Annotated in this window: 11 protein-coding genes and 1 pseudogene; 5 read left to right on the top strand and 7 right to left on the bottom strand. The window is 75.4% G+C overall.

What is annotated here, in order from left to right; genetic code table 11:
- Window positions 1–109: pseudogene (locus AB0M03_RS23710) on the top strand (electron transfer flavoprotein subunit alpha/FixB family protein); the annotation flags it as partial.
- 243 nt (window positions 110–352) lie between these two features.
- On the opposite strand, the gene AB0M03_RS23715 reads toward AB0M03_RS23710, so the two are convergent.
- The 3 genes from AB0M03_RS23715 to fusA all read right to left on the bottom strand — a co-directional run bounded on the left by AB0M03_RS23715 (window position 353) and on the right by fusA (window position 4,529).
- Window positions 353–1,027: a TetR family transcriptional regulator gene (locus AB0M03_RS23715; protein ID WP_363494138.1), complete on the bottom strand. Its 675-nt coding sequence runs from the start codon at window positions 1,025–1,027 to the stop codon at window positions 353–355.
- A gap of 129 nt (window positions 1,028–1,156) precedes the next feature.
- Complete coding sequence (locus tag AB0M03_RS23720) at window positions 1,157–2,215, bottom strand: TIGR03617 family F420-dependent LLM class oxidoreductase (RefSeq protein ID WP_363493983.1); 1,059 nt, start codon at window positions 2,213–2,215, stop codon at window positions 1,157–1,159.
- Window positions 2,216–2,441: 226 nt separating this feature from the next.
- A complete protein-coding gene (gene fusA / locus AB0M03_RS23725) occupies window positions 2,442–4,529 on the bottom strand; it encodes an elongation factor G (RefSeq protein ID WP_363493985.1) in 2,088 nt (695 codons plus the stop codon).
- A 543-nt stretch (window positions 4,530–5,072) separates the two neighbouring features.
- Between fusA and AB0M03_RS23730 the strand changes: the two genes are divergently transcribed.
- Window positions 5,073–5,900, top strand: coding sequence for a hypothetical protein (locus tag AB0M03_RS23730; RefSeq protein WP_363493987.1), 828 nt, complete (start codon window positions 5,073–5,075; stop codon window positions 5,898–5,900).
- A 111-nt stretch (window positions 5,901–6,011) separates the two neighbouring features.
- Here the strand turns inward: AB0M03_RS23730 and AB0M03_RS23735 are convergent, their stop codons facing one another.
- From AB0M03_RS23735 to AB0M03_RS23745, 3 genes are all read right to left on the bottom strand, one after another.
- Window positions 6,012–6,359, bottom strand: a complete 348-nt coding sequence (locus AB0M03_RS23735) for a hypothetical protein (protein ID WP_363493989.1) — start codon at window positions 6,357–6,359, stop codon at window positions 6,012–6,014.
- Between the two features lie 5 nt (window positions 6,360–6,364).
- Window positions 6,365–6,997: a hypothetical protein gene (locus tag AB0M03_RS23740; protein ID WP_363493991.1), complete on the bottom strand. Its 633-nt coding sequence runs from the start codon at window positions 6,995–6,997 to the stop codon at window positions 6,365–6,367.
- 299 nt (window positions 6,998–7,296) lie between these two features.
- A complete protein-coding gene (locus AB0M03_RS23745; protein ID WP_363493993.1) occupies window positions 7,297–9,150 on the bottom strand; it encodes a tetratricopeptide repeat protein in 1,854 nt (617 codons plus the stop codon).
- 234 nt (window positions 9,151–9,384) lie between these two features.
- Between AB0M03_RS23745 and AB0M03_RS23750 the strand changes: the two genes are divergently transcribed.
- Window positions 9,385–11,508, top strand: a complete 2,124-nt coding sequence (locus AB0M03_RS23750) for a SpoIIE family protein phosphatase (protein ID WP_363493995.1) — start codon at window positions 9,385–9,387, stop codon at window positions 11,506–11,508.
- A gap of 57 nt (window positions 11,509–11,565) precedes the next feature.
- On the opposite strand, the gene AB0M03_RS23755 is transcribed toward AB0M03_RS23750, so the two are convergent.
- A complete protein-coding gene (locus AB0M03_RS23755) occupies window positions 11,566–12,363 on the bottom strand; it encodes a class I SAM-dependent methyltransferase (protein WP_363493997.1) in 798 nt (265 codons plus the stop codon).
- A gap of 241 nt (window positions 12,364–12,604) precedes the next feature.
- Here AB0M03_RS23755 and AB0M03_RS23760 point away from each other — a divergent pair, with 241 nt between their 5' ends.
- Together AB0M03_RS23760 and AB0M03_RS23765 are read left to right on the top strand one after the other, a co-directional pair.
- On the top strand, window positions 12,605–13,546 hold the full coding sequence (locus AB0M03_RS23760; protein ID WP_363493999.1) for an ion transporter: 942 nt from the start codon (window positions 12,605–12,607) through the stop codon (window positions 13,544–13,546).
- A gap of 134 nt (window positions 13,547–13,680) precedes the next feature.
- Complete coding sequence (locus AB0M03_RS23765; RefSeq protein ID WP_363494002.1) at window positions 13,681–15,012, top strand: cytochrome P450; 1,332 nt, start codon at window positions 13,681–13,683, stop codon at window positions 15,010–15,012.
- The last annotated feature ends 4 nt before the right edge of the window (window positions 15,013–15,016 follow it).

Below are 15,016 nucleotides of genomic sequence, written 5' to 3' on the forward strand. Positions count from 1 at the left end.
GGTCAACAAGGACCCCGAGGCCCCGATCTTCGAACTCGTCGACTACGGCGTCGTCGGCGACCTGTTCACCGTCCTCCCCCAGCTCACCGCCGAGGCGAAGGGCCGCTGACCCCACGGCGTCCCGGTCCTCCGGGCCGCGAGGGGCGCACGCAGAAACGCCCGACCGGGCTTCCCGGTCGGGCGTCTTTGCGTTCACGGGTGTCCGGTCCGGAACAGGTCCTACGGCTCCGGGGCCGGGCCCGCTCGTTCGATCCACTGGACGGGTCGCCCGGGTGGACGCCGCGGTGGCGCAGCACGAGCCGAGGGCCGGCTTCGCGGAGAGGCGGCGGCCCCGGGCGGTGGGCGGTGGCGGTCAGTCGTTGTTGAGGCTGGCTTCGACGTCCCTGACGACCCGCCACATCGGGGTGCGCCGCTTGGTGATGACGACGATCACGTCCTCTTCCTCCTCGTCGGCGCCGGGCCGGGCCTGCGGCTTCGACGACCAGGTGTTGCGGACGTACTCGAGGGCGCGGTCGACCTCGGCCTCGGCGTCGCCCTGGCCGTTGGCGCGCAGCCAGGAGCGCAGCCCGTGGTTGTGCGCGGCGACCACGGAGGCGGCAATGGCGTCGGCGCGCAGCGTGCCGTCCTTGCGGGCGGCGAAGCGACCGCGGAGGAACTCGGCGAGGGTGCGCTCGTACCGCCAGACGACCGAGAGTTCGTAGGTGCGCAGGCCGGGGACCTGGCGGGTGAGGCGGTAGCGCTGCACGGAGAAGGTGGGGTTCTCGGCGTACATCCGCAGCACCAGGCGGGCGGCGTCGCAGACCCGCAGGACGGGGTCGTCGGTGTCCGCGCTGTCCTGCAGGAAGGCGGTCATGTCCGCCAGGCACTGCTCGTGGTCGGGGAAGACCACGTCCTCCTTGGAGGGGAAGTAGCGGAAGAACGAGCGGCGGCCGACGCCGGCCAGGCCGACGATGTCGTCGATGGTGGTCTGCTCGTAGCCCCGGTCCAGGAACAGTTGGAAGGCGGCCGCGATCAGGGCGTCGCGCATTGCGGGCTTCCCGGTGGCGGCCGTGGCCTCCGCTTCGGCCTTCTGCGCGTTGGTCATGCGCTGAAACCTAGCACCATCCGCGGATTACGGCACTCAGTGCACCGCGTCCACGGTACTCGGTGTTGCACGTCACCCCACCGTGTCGAGTGCGCGGACCTCGCTCAGGACGTCCAGCACCGGTCCGGGGTCGGAGCCCTCCGGGCCGTGCACCGCGAGCCGGTCGACGAGGCCGGCGTAGCGGCGGTGGATCTCCCGGGCGGCCTCGGCCGGCTCGCCGGCCACCGCGAAGGCGTCGAAGACCTCGTCGTCGACGAGATCGCCCATCTCCTTCCACCGTCCGCGGACGGACAGCGGGTGCAGCTCGTCGTGCAGCCCGCCCCAGCCGTGCGTCTCCAGGACGGGCCGGTAGGCGGGGGTGGAGGCGTAGAAGGCGATCCGCTCGCGGACCCCGCGGCGGTTCCGCTCGAGTTCCTCCTCGGTGCGGCCGGTCGCGGTGAGCACCGAGCCGACCACCTCGAACGGCCGCGCCGTCCAGGGCGAACCCGCACCCTCGGCCTCGGCCCGGGCGGCCCGCACACCGGGCAGGACGTGTTCGGCCAGATGGCGGGTGGAGGTGAAGGGGTGGGCGATCAGACCGTCGGCGACGGCACCCGCAGCCCTGGTCATCAGCGGTCCGACACCGGCGAGCAGGATCGGCGGGGTACCGGACTCGACCGGGCCGGGGGCGAACACCGGGGTCATCAGGGTGTGGGTGTAGAACTCGCCGCGGAAGGCCAGCCGCTCGCCGGTCTGCCAGCTGTGCCAGATGGCGCGGACGGCGGCGACGTACTCGGTCATCCGGGCCGCCGGGCGGTCCCAGGGCATGCCGAAGCGGCGGACGACGTGCGGCTTGATCTGCGAGCCGAGGCCGACGACGGCCCGTCCGCCGGACGCCTCGTGCAGGCCCCAGGCCTCGTAGGCGAGGGTCATCGGAGTGCGGGCGAAGGCGATCGCCACGCCGGTGGCCAGTTCGATCGACTCCGTGCGGTCGGCGGCGCGGGCCAGCTGGAGGAAGGGGTTGTGCGCGGTCTCGGACATGCTGAACCGGCCGATCCCGCGGCGCTCGGCCTCCGCCGCCGCAGCGGGAATCCCGGCGGGGCCGACCGTGGCGATCGCCTCCAGGCGGAGCGGGGCGGGGGACTCGGGCATGGCTTCTCCTCCGTGGGACACCGGCCGGCCGGGCGTGATCGCGGACGGCCGGTGTCCATGATGGGGTGCAGCGTCCTCCGTAGGTGCAGTGGGCGGGTGACGGGGTGTCGGGCTTTCGGGGCGCGAGGGTGCGGGAGGGGGAGGGCGGCTCGGGTGAGCGGCCTTCCGGATTCGCGCAGTTCTCCACGCCCCCTATGGGTCACCCGTCAGCCCCGGATGGCGTTGCTCAGGGGGCCGGGGCGTAGCCGGTGGGGCGGGTGGTGAAGGTGCCGCGGCCCTGGGTGCGGCTGCGCAGGCGGGTTGCGTAGCCGAACAGTTCCGCCAGCGGGACGGTCGCGGTGACGACCGCCGTGCCCGCCCTGGCGGCCTGGCCGGTGACCCGGCCGCGGCGGGCGGCGAGGTCGCCGATCACCGCGCCGACGGCGTCGTCGGGCACGGTGGCGGTGACCTCGACCACCGGTTCGAGCAGGGTCATCCGGCAGGCGCGCAGCGCGTCCCGCAGGGCGAACCGGCCGGCGGTGCGGAACGCCGTCTCGGAGGAGTCCTTGACGTGGGTCGCACCGTCGGTGAGGGTCACCCGCACGCCGGTCACCCGGTGGCCGCCGAGCGGGCCCTCGGCGAGGGCGTCGCGGCAGCCCGCCTCGACCGCCTGGACGTACTCGCGCGGGACGCGCCCGCCGGTGACGGTCGAGCGGAACTCGAAGCGGCCCGCACCGTCGCCGCCGTCCGCCGCCTCCGGGTCGGGGTGCAGCGGTTCGACGTCGATGACGACGTGGGCGAACTGGCCCGCGCCACCGTCCTGCTTGACGTGCCGGTACACCAGGCCGGTGACGCCGCCGGCCACGGTCTCCCGGTAGGAGACCTGGGGGCGGCCGACCGCGACCTCGACGCCGTCGGCGCGGCGGATCTTCTCCACGGCGACCTCCAGGTGCAGTTCTCCCATGCCGGACAGCAGGACCTGTCCGGTCTCGGGGTCGGTACGGACGGCGAGCGACGGGTCCTCCTCGACCAGTCGGGCCAGGGCGGTGGCGAGCCGCTCGGTGTCGGTGTTGCGGCACGCCTCGACGGCGACCGAGACGACCGGTTCGGCCGTGGTCGGCGGTTCGAGGACGAGCGGGGCGGCGGGTGCGCACAGGGTGGCGCCCGCGCGGGCCGCCTTGAGTCCGATCGCCGCGACGATGTCTCCGGCGGTGGCCGTGTCGGTCTCGGCGTGCCGGTCGGCCTGGACGCGTACGAGGCGGGCGATCCGCTCGGTGCGGCCGGTGGCGGTGTCGAGCACGGTGTCCCCCTTTCGGACGGTTCCGGAGTAGATACGGAGGTAGGTCAGCCGGCCGGTGGCGGTCGAGTTGACCTTGAAGGCGAGGGCGGCGAACGGTGCCGCCGGGTCGGCGGGCCGCTCCTGCACCTCGCCGCCGAGGGTGCCGCGGACGGCCTGCACGTCCAGCGGGGACGGCAGGTAGTCCACGACGGCCTGCAGCAGCGGTTCGATGCCGCGGTTGCGGTAGGCCGATCCGCAGAGCACCACGACGGCCTCGCCGGTGCGGGTGAGGTCGCGCAGGGCCGCGGACAGCGTCGTGGCGCCGAGGGTGCCGCGGGTGCAGAACTCCTCCAGTGCGGCGGGGTGGAGTTCGGCGACCGCCTCCTCGAGCGCGCGGCGGCGCCGCTCGGCGTCCTCGCGCAGGGCCTCGGGCACCGGCCCCTCCTGGGCGCCGTCGGTGCCGTCGGCCCAGGTGAGGGCGCGCATGCGGAGCAGGTCCACGACGCCGGTGAAGCCGTCCTCGCGTCCGATCGGCAGCTGGACGGCCAGCGGGGCCGGGTGCAGCCGTTCGCGGATCGAGGCGACCGCCGAGTCGAGGTCGGCGCCGGCCCGGTCGAGCTTGTTGACGAAGGCGATCCGCGGCACGCCGTGCCGGTCTGCCTGGCGCCACACCGCCTCGCTCTGCGGTTCGACGCCCGCCACCGCGTCGAAGACGGCGACGGCGCCGTCGAGGACGCGCAGGGAGCGTTCCACCTCGTCGAAGAAGTCGACGTGGCCCGGGGTGTCGATCAGGTTGATCCGGTGCCCGTCCCAGCTGCAGCTGACGGCCGCGGCGAAGATGGTGATGCCGCGGTCACGCTCCTGGGAGTCGAAGTCGGTGACGGTGGTGCCGTCGTGGACCTCGCCGCGGCGGTGGATGGCGCCGGTCAGGTAGAGGACCCGCTCGGTGACGGTGGTCTTGCCCGCGTCCACGTGGGCCAGGATGCCCAGGTTGCGGACGGCCGCCGGCAGGTCGGCGGGGCGGGTGACGGTGGAACGGTTCAGGTCGGTGCGCACGGCCCGGTGCCTTTCGAACGTTGGGGAAAGGGCGGCGCGATGGACGGACGACGCTGGTGCGGGGCGCTCCCCCGCGGACGGACCTCGGGCACACCGCCGGCCGCGCTGCCGGACGGTCACGGGCCGTACGGCGGGGCGGGCGGAGCGGGTGCGCAGGTCAGGCGTTCGTCACGGACCTCCGGTGCAGGGCGCGCAGCCGGCACCGGGTCGACGAAGACACCAGGATCACCTCGAAACGCGACGGGGGGACGACGGCAGCGGTGCAGGTGTGCACGGCCCGACTCCCCTCGATTCGTCACGGCGCACGCCCGATCCGGTGGCGTGCGGCTCGCGGCGAGTCTAGGGAACACCCCGGCGGCGGGGCACCGGATTTATTGCACCGGCCTGACGGGACGTCGGCAGGGCGGTGCCACCGAGGGCACCGGGGCGACGGACGGCGTGCACCTGGCGGGCGCACCTGAGCGCCGTCGACGCAATGATCTTGCAACGCGGGTAGACACCCTGCTTGCTGGGAGGACTCGGGCAGGGTGTTCTAATGGCCGGGTGATTTACTGCGACAGCTCGGCACCGGTGGAGTACGAGGTTGCGGTCGGCCGCTACCTCGCCGCCGCGCCGCTCGGCGAGGGCTCGCGGCGCGTCTACCGGATCGCACTGGCGAACTGGTCCTGGCTGCTGGCCGACCGGCCCGTACCGGTCGGTGCCGCCCGCCGCGGCGCCCGGCCCCCGGCGCTGCCGCTCGCCGTACTGGACGGACCGGCGGCGCCGGCGCTGCTGCAGTCCGCGCTGGCCCGGCGGGCCGCCGACGCGGACCCGCGCACCCTCAACCGCGAGCTGTCCATCCTGCGCGGCGCCCTGGCCTGGTGGCAGGAGCAGGGCTGGCTCGCCGCCGACCCGGCCGCGGGCCTGCGCCCGCTCCCCCGCCCGGAGGCCGCCGCGCCGCTCGGCCCGGACGAACTGCGGGCGGTACTCGCCCTGCGGGCACCGCTGCGGGAGCGGGTGACGTGGCGGCTGCTGCACGAGAGCGGCGCCCCGGTGGAGTCCGTGCTCGCACTGGACGTCGACCACCTGGACCTGCTCCACCGCTGCACCCTGCCCGGCCCCGGCCGGCCCGCCCTGCGCTGGCGGGCCGCCAGCGCCCGGCTCCTGCCGCTGCTCGTCGCCGGCCGCGCCAACGGGCCGCTGCTGCTCACCGAACGCCGTGCCCCGGCCGGCACACCCGCCGCCGACCGCTGCCCCGGCACCGGCCGCGGCCGCCTCTCCTACCGCCGGGCCGCCGAGCTCTTCACCACCGCCACCCGCCGCATGGACCCCGCCGGACGCGGCTACACCCTCCACCAGCTGCGTCCGGGCCCTGCGGGCGGGGAGGTCTGACGCACCGACAGGGCGTCCCCGGCCTCGTCCTCGTCCTCGGACGCGCACCGGGTGGTCGATCATGGGGCACCGGGGGCACCCCGATCGACCACCCGAGTGCCGGCCGGGCCGTCAGGCGCGGAGGATCGCCTCGACGAGGTAGCCGATCGGGCAGAGGCCGGTGTCGGTGGCGGAGGCCTTGACCCGGGCGACGGAGACCTTGGAGTCGCCGTCCTGGACGGGGACGCCGACCCGCCCGCCGGCGGCGGTGACCGTCAGGCCGGAGACCCGCCACGACCGGGAGTTCTCGTTCCAGACGGCGATGCGCAGCTGGGCGTCGCCGAAGTCGCAGCCGAACGAGAGGTAGACGGGGCCCCATCCGACGGCACCGCCGTTCTGGGGCGGCAGCGGGATGAGGGTGCCGTTCTCGGGGTGGCCGTCCAGGAAGCCGGGCTTGATGTCTCCGATGACGAGTGCCACGGGTGTCACCTCACTTCTTCGTCGAGTCGGCGCCGGTCGGCGGCGCCGGCCGGGGGAAAGCGGAACAGGTCGGGCATCGGCCCGGGGTCGGTGTGGTCGTTCTCCGGGACCTGCGAGTGGCCGTAGTGGCCGCTGCGGGTGTTCCAGGTGGTGGCGGAGCGGTTCGCGGACCAGGTGGGTGCACCCATCGGCCAGACGTCGGGGACGCCCCAGGAGCGCAGCCAGGCGACGATCCGGTCGAGTCCGGTGCAGGGGGCGTCGGCGAGGGTGGCGTAGACCTTGCCGCCGACCCGGCAGTACGGGAAGAACAGGCTCTCGATCTGGATGCAGATGTCGCCCTTGCGGTTGGTCTCGACGCCGCCGGGGGCGTTGACCACCGACTTGCTGCGGGAGGTGGCGGCGAAGAACTGGGCGGTCCGGCCGGTGAACGGGTCCCAGAGGACGTGCGGTGCCGCGCCGGAGCCCGACCCGGTGAAGTAGTTGGCGAGGTTGTCGAAGGGCAGCAGGTCGGCGGGGGCGTCGGCGGTGGCGTTGCGGTCCCAGGTGATGTGCCAGATGGTGCGGGCGCCGCCGTCTCCGGCCATGGGCGCGTCGTCGAGCCGGCGCTGTTCGGCGCCGGGGAGGTTGAGGTCGGCCATCGGTACCCCTTCGTGGTGCGGCGGGCCGGGCGCACGCGGCGGCGGGCCGCCGGTGGGCGGCCGCAACGGCCCTGGGGTGGGGGTGGCGTGGGGGCGCCGCGGGCAGGTCCGCGCGCCCCCGGTCGTCGATCGGCAGGGGTTGTGCTCGACGCCGGGCGTGCCGCGGGCCGTACGACGGCGGGGCGGCTGCTCCTGACGTCCTGTCATCTGGTATGTGCCCGCACGGATGCGCCTGGAACATGCCGATGATCCGAACAGCTCGCTCGACCGGGGTACCCCCGCGCGCCCGGCCGCCCCCCTCAGTGGCGGCGGAACAGGCGGCGGAGGAGACCGGGCTTCGGGGCGGCGGGGGCGGTGGCCGGGGTGTCGTCGGCGGGCCCTTCGGCGAGGGTGCGGGCCAGGCCGAGGGCTCGGGCGTCGGCCCAGGGGCAGGCGAGCATCAGGGTGCAGAGCGACGGAAGGATCGTCACCTCGCGCCGGCGGGCGGCCTCGGCGGTGTGGCGGAGCCGGGCGTGCAGGTGCTCGGCGATGTCGGTGCGTGTCTCGGGCTGCGTCCAGCCGACGGCGGCCAGGGCGAAGCCCGCGGCCTCGACCGTCCAGTCGTCGGCGCCGTACAGGAGGTCCAGCAGCACCTCGCGGCGCTTCGAGCCGGCCCAGGGCTGGTCGGTGCGGTGGTGGGCGATGCCGAGGCAGGCGAAGACCTGGACGGCGCGCACCCACAGTTCGGGCTGGTGGGCGAGCAGCGCGCGGCCGAGCTCGTCCTCGCGCGGGGCCGGCGGGTGGGCGAGGGCGCCGAGCAGGTCCTCGAGCGGCAGACCGGCGAGCCGTACGGCGTGGTCGTAGGCGGCCGGCGGGGCGGGCCAGGCGATCTCGGCGGTGTCCCGCAGCAGTTCGGCGGCCTCCGCCGAGGGGGCCGGGACGGCGGGGGCCGGTTCGGTGCCGTTCCAGGTCCATACCCGGGTGCCGACCGGGCGGACGGGGTGGCGCGGGTCGGGCTCGGGAATGCTGCCGTACACGACGTCGGCGGCCGGGAAGGCGAGCCGCACGGCCAGCCGGGAGCTGGGCGGTTCCAGCTGCGAGGCGGTGATCTCGAGTTCGCTGTCGCGGGTCGCCGTCGGCGACTCCAGGCACTGGTGGAGGACGTTCACGGTCGCCTCGCGGGCGCCGGGGACGATGCCCAGCCAGGACTGCTGCCGGACGAGGTGGGCGAGCAGGTCCGGGGCGTAGTCGTGGTCCGGGTGGGCCCGGTGGTGGTCGGCGAGGGCGACCAGATGCGCCGTGCCGCCGTCGATGCGGTGCCGCAGGCCGTGCCGGGCGGGGCCCGCCTTGGGATGGTCGGGCTCGGCGGCGAGGACGCGGTCCAGCCAGGCCAGGCCCTTCGCGGGGCGGCCGGTCGCCCCGTACAACTCGGCGACGTCGACGGCGAGGTGGGTGTCCGACGGGTCGCGGGCGAGTTCGGCCTCCCAGACGGCCAGGGCTCGCTCGGTGTCGCCGTGGGCGCGCAGGGCGTTGCCGAACATCACCGCCGACAGGTGTCCGGGGGCGGCCCGGTGGGCGCGCTCGGCGAGCCGCACGCCCTCCTCGGTGTCGCCGAAGCGGCGGACCAGGCCGGAGGCGAGGGCGAGCAGCGCGGCATGGTCGGGATGGCGCCGCACCACGACCCGCACCAGGTCGGCGAACGGCCGCACGGCGGCCGCCAGGTCCTCGGGCATCGGATCGGGCAGGCCGCGCATGGCGCGGGGCAGCGCCTGGACCACGGCGTCGGGGGTGACCAGCTCGGCGAGGTCCTCGCGGGCGAACCAGGCGGCGTGCGCCCAGGGCGTGGCGGGCTCGAAGCCGATCGCGGCGGCGATCAGGCCGACCGCCTGGTCCCAGTCGCCCGCCGCCGCCTCGACGTGCGCGCGGCAGACGAGCGTGCCCAGGTAGATCCGGCCCTCGAGCGGGAAGTGGGTGCGGGTCGCGGCCGCACCGCCGGCCCGGGCGCACAGCTCGGCGAGCGCCTCGTACAGGTCGGGCTGCTGCGGGTCGTGGAGCATGGCGTCGGCCAGGTGGTCGGCCGCGTGCGGGAGGTCTCCGGAGTCGAGCGCCAGTCTGGCCACGGCGATCTCGCCCTCGGCCGCGAGCTTCCCGTCGCCGCACTCCTCGTGCCCCATCGCCTGCTCCCCTGCCCTGTCGACCGGCTGCCGGCTCCCGGTCACCGGCTGCCGAGGATATCCGCAGGCCGGACGGCATCCGGCAGCGCCCCGGGGGCGGTTCCGCGGTGCCACCCGGGGTGCCCGGTGCGGCCCGCGGGCGTAGCGTCGCTGGTATGGGCGATGTCCGGATGACGCTGTGGCCTGCGCCGCTTCCCCGGCCGCCGGGCGTTCCGGGCATGCGGGGAGCCCCCCGTGCCGGCCGTCGGTGACCGCGGCCGGGCGGGCTGGGACGGGCGGATCGACGGCGCGCTGACCGGTCTCGTGGAGCTGTGCGGAGCCTCCTCCGCGTGCCTGTTCCTGCTGCCGGAGGACGAGGACGTGCTGCATCTCGCGGTGGTCCGCGGCCTCCCGGCCGAGTTCGTCGCCCCGTGGACCAGGGTCGCGGTGACGGCGCCGTTCCCGGTCGGCGACGCGGTGCGGCGGCGGGCCCTGGTGTGGTCGGGCAGCCAGCAGGAGTTCGCCCGCCAGTACCCCCGGTCCGCGGTGACCATGCCGTACCACTTCGCACTGGCCGCGGCACCGGTCTGCGCGGGCGAACACTGCCTGGGAGCGCTCCTGCTGCTGTGGCCGAGCTCGCACCCCCAGGAGCTGGGCGAGGCCGAGCGGGCCGTGGTCGCGGCCGCGTGCGACCGGTTGGGCGAACTGCTGGCGGGCACGAGGCCCGCCGTCCCGGCGAGGCCGCGGGTGCTGCCGCTGCGGCTGGCCGCGGCGAAGCTGCCGGAGATGGCGGCCCGGGCGTTCGCCGAGCGGCTGCCCGGCGGCAGCTGCGCGATGGATCTGAACGGCCGGATCGTCTTCCTCACCGACGGGGCCTGCGCCCTGCTCGGCGCCGGCCCGGAGAAGCTGCTCGGCGCGCTGCCCTGGCAGGCACTGCCGTGGCTGGACGACCCGGCGTACGAGGACCGCTACCGCTCGGCGATCATCAGCCGCGAGCCGTCCGCGTTCACCGCCATGCGCCCGCCGGACCGGTGGCTGGCGTTCCGGCTGTACCCGGCCGAGGACGGGATCAGCATCCGGATCACCCCGGCCGACGACGGGCCCGAACCGGTGCCGCCGGCCCGGCCGGTGCCGGTCTCCCGGGCGGGCCAGATCTACCAGATCATGCACCTCGCGGCGGCCCTCACCGAGGCGGTGTCGGTGGACGACGTGGTGTCGCTGGTCGCCGAACAGGTGCTGCCCTCCTTCGGGGCGCACGGCCTGGCGCTGCTGACCTCCGAGCACGGCCGGCTCCGGGTGTCGGGCTACCGCGGCTACACGGCGGAGGCCATGGCGCGCTTCGAGGAGATCCCGCTCGCCCTGCGGGACACGCCCACGGTACGGGCGCTGAACACCGGCATCCCCGGCTTCTTCGGCAGCTCCGAGGAGCTGGCGGCCGCCTATCCGGACGTCCCGCAGGTCACCGGCAAGCAGGCCTGGGCGGTCCTGCCGCTGATCACCTCCGGCCGCCCGGTGGGCTGCCTGCTGCTGTCGTACGACCGGCCGCACCCCTTCGCCGCCGACGAGCGGACCGTGCTGACCTCGCTGGCCGGCCTGATCGCGCAGGCCCTCGACCGGGCGCACCTGTACGACACCAAGAACCAGCTCGCCCACGACCTGCAGCAGGCCCTGCTGCCGCACACACTGCCCGCGATCGACGGCCTGCAGGTCGCCGCGCACTACCTGCCGACGACCCGGGGCATGGACGTCGGCGGCGACTTCTACGACCTGATCCGGCTCGGCCCCTCGGCGGCCGCCGCGGTGATCGGCGACGTGCAGGGCCACAGCTTCCCGGCCGCCGCACTGATGGGCCAGGTCCGCACGGCCGTGCACGCCGCCGCCGGCGCCTCCCCGGAGGAGGTGATCGGGCGCACCAACCGGCTGCTGTGCGACCTCGACCCCGGCCTGTTCACCACCTGCCTGTACGCCCACCTCGACCTCGCGGCGGAGCGGGCCCAGCTGGTCAGCGCCGGGCATCCGCCGCCGGTGCTGCGGCCGCCGGGCGGGCCGGCCCGGGTGCTGGACATCCCGCCGGGCCCGCCGATGGGGATCGACCCGCACGCCGTCTACCCGGTCTCCGAAGTGCCGTTCGCCACCGGCTCCCTGCTGCTGCTCTACACCGACGGCCTGGTGGAGGCACCCGGCACGGACCTCGGCCGGGCGATCGCCTCGCTCGCCGGGCAGGTCGACCACTCCCTGGCGGCGGACCTCGGGGTGACGGTCCGTGAACTGGTCGCGCGGGCACGGCGGGCGGGCCGCCGCTGGGACGACATCGCCACCCTGCTCCTGCAGTCCGGGCCGCGCCGGGAGAACGGCCCCCCTCCCCCGCCGGCGGTATGAGGGCCGGTTCGCCTCCCGCTGCACGGGTGCCCCTGAGAACAGCTCCCGGGGCGACCGTCAGGCGGGGATGCGGCGCAGCATGAGGGTGTTGTCCGTCCGGGTGGCGGGGAGGCCGTCGGGGCCGGTCATCGGCTGGACGTGTTCGGCGCTGCGGAGCAGTTCCCAGGCCCCGGCGGGCAGCCGGAGCGCCTCGTGGACCTCGGCGGGTGTGGGCAGCGAGTCGTGCGCGTGGCCTTCGTCGGTGCCGTCGAGCCAGGATGGCGGGCCGCTGTGGCCGACCACCAGCAGGACGCCGCCGGGGGCGACGGCCTCGGCGGCCCTGCGCAGGATGGCCTCCCGCGGGAGCTCGACCGCGGAGTGCAGGAACTGCGCGGACACCAGGTCGTAGGCGCCCTCGGGGAACCCGGTCGCGAGGTCGGTCCGCCGGAAGTCGATCAGGTCGGCGACGCCGGCCTCCTCGGCGTGTTCGGCCGCCCGGTCGAGGGCGACCCGGGAGATGTCGACGGCGGTCACCTGCCAGCCCTGCCGGGCGAGCCAGACCGCGTCGGCGCCCTCGCCGCAGCCGAGGTCGAGGGCGCGGCCGGGCGGCAGGTCGGCGGCCTCGCGGACCAGCGCGGCGTTGGGGTTGCCGCTCCAGATCCGCTCCTTCTCGCCGTACCGGTCGTCCCACCACTCCTCGGTCGACGGCGATCCCGCGCCGTCCGCTCCGCTGTGCCGGTGGCCGTGTCCCTCGTGGCCCTGGTCGCCCTGGTGGCCCTGGTGGCCGTGCCGGTGCCCGCCGGGGGTGGGCCGGCATGCGGCGCGCTCGCCGCCACCGTCTGCCGGGTCCGGGATCTGCCGGGTGTCTGTCGTCATGGTGCGTCCCTCCGTTCACCTGCTCCGATCGTGGACCCGGACCGCCGGATCCGACAAAGCCTGTTGCCGAACCGGCAAACCGCACCCGGTACCGCGGCCACCGGGTCGCCGGGCGCGCGGCGGTACGGACGCGCCCCAAGGACCCGCGTGTGTGCCCGAACGGAGGAGTGACCACCGGCGCGGAAGATCGTTGACCGGCATGGTGCGGCGGTGGGCCGCGGACTGCCGTGGAGGGGATGTCATGACGAGCGCTGGGAACGCACCGGCGGGCCGGGCGGTACTCGCCGCACGCTGCCGGGCCCTGACGGAGGCGCCGCTCTTCGGGCTCACCGTGTTCGCCGCCATCCTCGCCAATGCGGCGCTGCTCGGCGTGGAGACGTACAGCGGCCTGGCCGCCGAGTACCAGCAGGCCCTGCAGGCCGCCGAACGCGCCTGCCTCACCGTCTTCACCGTGGAGATGCTGCTGCGGCTCGGCGCGCACGCCGACCGGCCCGCACGGTTCTTCCGCGACCCGTGGAACCTCTTCGACCTGGCCGTCCTCGCCTCGGCCTTCCTGCCGCTGGTGCGGGAGAACACCACGGTGCTGCGGCTGCTGCGGCTCGCCCGGGTGCTGCGGACGGCCCGCTTCCTGCCGCAGCTGCGCGTCCTGCTCGTCGCCGTCGGCCGCAGCCTGCCCGGCACGGTGAGCTTCCTGTTCGTCGGCGCGCTGGTGCTCTACGTGTACGCGATGGTCGGCTGGGTCTGCTTCGCCGACAGCGACCCCGGGCACTACGGCTCCATCGGCAGGGCCCTGCTCACCCTCTTCCTGCTGATGACCCTGGACGGGCTCGGCGAGGCCGTGCACGCCGGGCTGGAGATCTCGCGGCTGAGCATCCTCTTCTACGCCTCGTACGTCCTGCTGGCCTCGTTCGTGCTGGTCAACGTCCTGATCGGGGTGGTGCTGAACTCGCTGGACGAGGCCCGCGCGATGGAGGCCGGCGAGGACGGCGCCGCGTCCCTCCCCCTGGCAGCGGCACCGGGCGCGCCGGAGCCGGTGGAACACGCGGAGGAGCTGCGCGAGCGGATCGCCGCCGTACGCCTCGCCCTGGCCGAACTCGAGGCGGGTCTCGGCCGTCCGGCCGGTGCCCCGGCCCTCGCCGCTCCGCCGCAGGTGACGGCGTCCGACATGGACACCGTGGCCTGACCGGAACGCCCCTGATCCGCCGTCATCCCCCGACAGCCGTCACCCGAACGGCTCTCCCGGTACGCAGAGCCCTGGATAGCATACGCAGCGTCAGCAGGAGCCGCCCCGGGCGGCGCACCGGGCAGGAGCAGACCGTGGTCACGCAGATCCCTCCGGCAGGTCCCGCCGAGCAGCCGGGCGGCGGGGCTCCGCCGGCCGTGCCCGAACTGCCGGAGGAGGAGGTCGCGCGGTGGCGCTCCGCGGGCCTGGGAATGGCCGACCTGCTGGCCTCCGCCGCGGCCCTCGGCCCGGTCGCGGCCTTCCGGCTCGGCCCTGCGCCGACGGTGGTGGTCACCGGGCCGGAGGCCGTCCAGCACGTCCTCGCCCGGCACCCGGACCGCTACGTCAAGCGGTCGCACCGCGGCCGCATCCTGCTGGGGGACGGCGTGCTCTCCGCGGCCGGCGAGCCGTGGCGCTCGCAGCGGCGGCTGCTGCAGAGCCAGTTCACCGGCCCCGGGATGCGCCGCTACGAGCAGCGGATCGCGGACGCCGCACAGGACTGCGCCGAGCGGTGGGCGGGCCATGCGGACGCGGGGCGCAGCGTCGACCTGCGCGAGGAGATGCGCCGGTTCGCGCTGGACACCATCTGGCGCTCCCTCACCGGCCACCCGCTGGAGGACGGGACGGCCACCGAACTGGCCGCCCTGGACGCCGTGGTCGCCGCGCTGCCGGTGCTGCCGACCGATGCGGAGGACGCGCGGGCCGCCGTCGCCGGTGAGCTCGCCCGCATCGACGGGGTCGTGCTGCGGGCCGTGGAAGCGGCCCGCTCCGAGCCGCCGGGCCCGCACGGCCCCGGGCTGCTGCACGTCCTGCTGGAGGCTGCGGCCGACCGCCCCGAGTACACCGACCGGCTGATCCGGGACGAGTTCGTCACCCTCATGGTGGCCGGCCACGAGACCACCGCCACCACGCTGACCTGGCTGTACCTGCTGCTGGACGCCCACCCCGGGGCCCGGGTGCGGGCGCTGGAGGCGGGCCCGGCGGGTTCGCCGGAGCGCCGGGCGGCCCTGCAGGCGCTGGTCAGCGAGACCCTGCGGCTCTACCCGTCGGCGTGGATGCTGCCCCGGCACGCCACCGAGGACGACGTGCTGGCCGGACGGCGGGTCGCGGCCGGTACGGACGTGCTGGTCTGCCCCTACCTGGTGCACCGCGATCCGGTGCTGTGGCCCGACCCGGAGCGCTTCGGCCCGGAGCGGTTCACCGCCGTCGGCCGGCGGCCCGCCCATCCGGGCGCGTACCTGCCCTTCGGGATCGGCGCCCGGGCCTGCCTGGGCCTGCAGTTCGCGCTCCGCGAGGCGGTCGCGCTGCTGGAGCTGCTGCTGCCCGCCTTCGTCCCGCGCCTGGCGGGGCCCGCCCCGGCGCCGGTCTTCGACCTGGTGGTGCGGCCCGGCGCACCGGTCACGGCGACGATCGCGCGGGCCGGCTGAGCCC

Source organism: Kitasatospora sp. NPDC051914 (genome assembly GCF_040680995.1).
In the GTDB taxonomy this organism is placed as follows: domain Bacteria; phylum Actinomycetota; class Actinomycetes; order Streptomycetales; family Streptomycetaceae; genus Kitasatospora.

Bases quoted from the DNA above. Each gene is read 5' to 3' on its own strand.
- AB0M03_RS23715 (WP_363494138.1), bottom strand. From the start codon at position 1,027: ATGCGCGACGCCCTGATCGCGGCCGCCTTCCAACTGTTCCTGGACCGG.
- AB0M03_RS23720 (WP_363493983.1), bottom strand. From the start codon at position 2,215: ATGCCCGAGTCCCCCGCCCCGCTCCGCCTGGAGGCGATCGCCACGGTC.
- AB0M03_RS23740 (WP_363493991.1), bottom strand. From the start codon at position 6,997: ATGGCCGACCTCAACCTCCCCGGCGCCGAACAGCGCCGGCTCGACGAC.
- AB0M03_RS23745 (WP_363493993.1), bottom strand. From the start codon at position 9,150: ATGGGGCACGAGGAGTGCGGCGACGGGAAGCTCGCGGCCGAGGGCGAG.
- AB0M03_RS23755 (WP_363493997.1), bottom strand. From the start codon at position 12,363: ATGACGACAGACACCCGGCAGATCCCGGACCCGGCAGACGGTGGCGGC.
- AB0M03_RS23760 (WP_363493999.1), top strand. From the start codon at position 12,605: ATGACGAGCGCTGGGAACGCACCGGCGGGCCGGGCGGTACTCGCCGCA.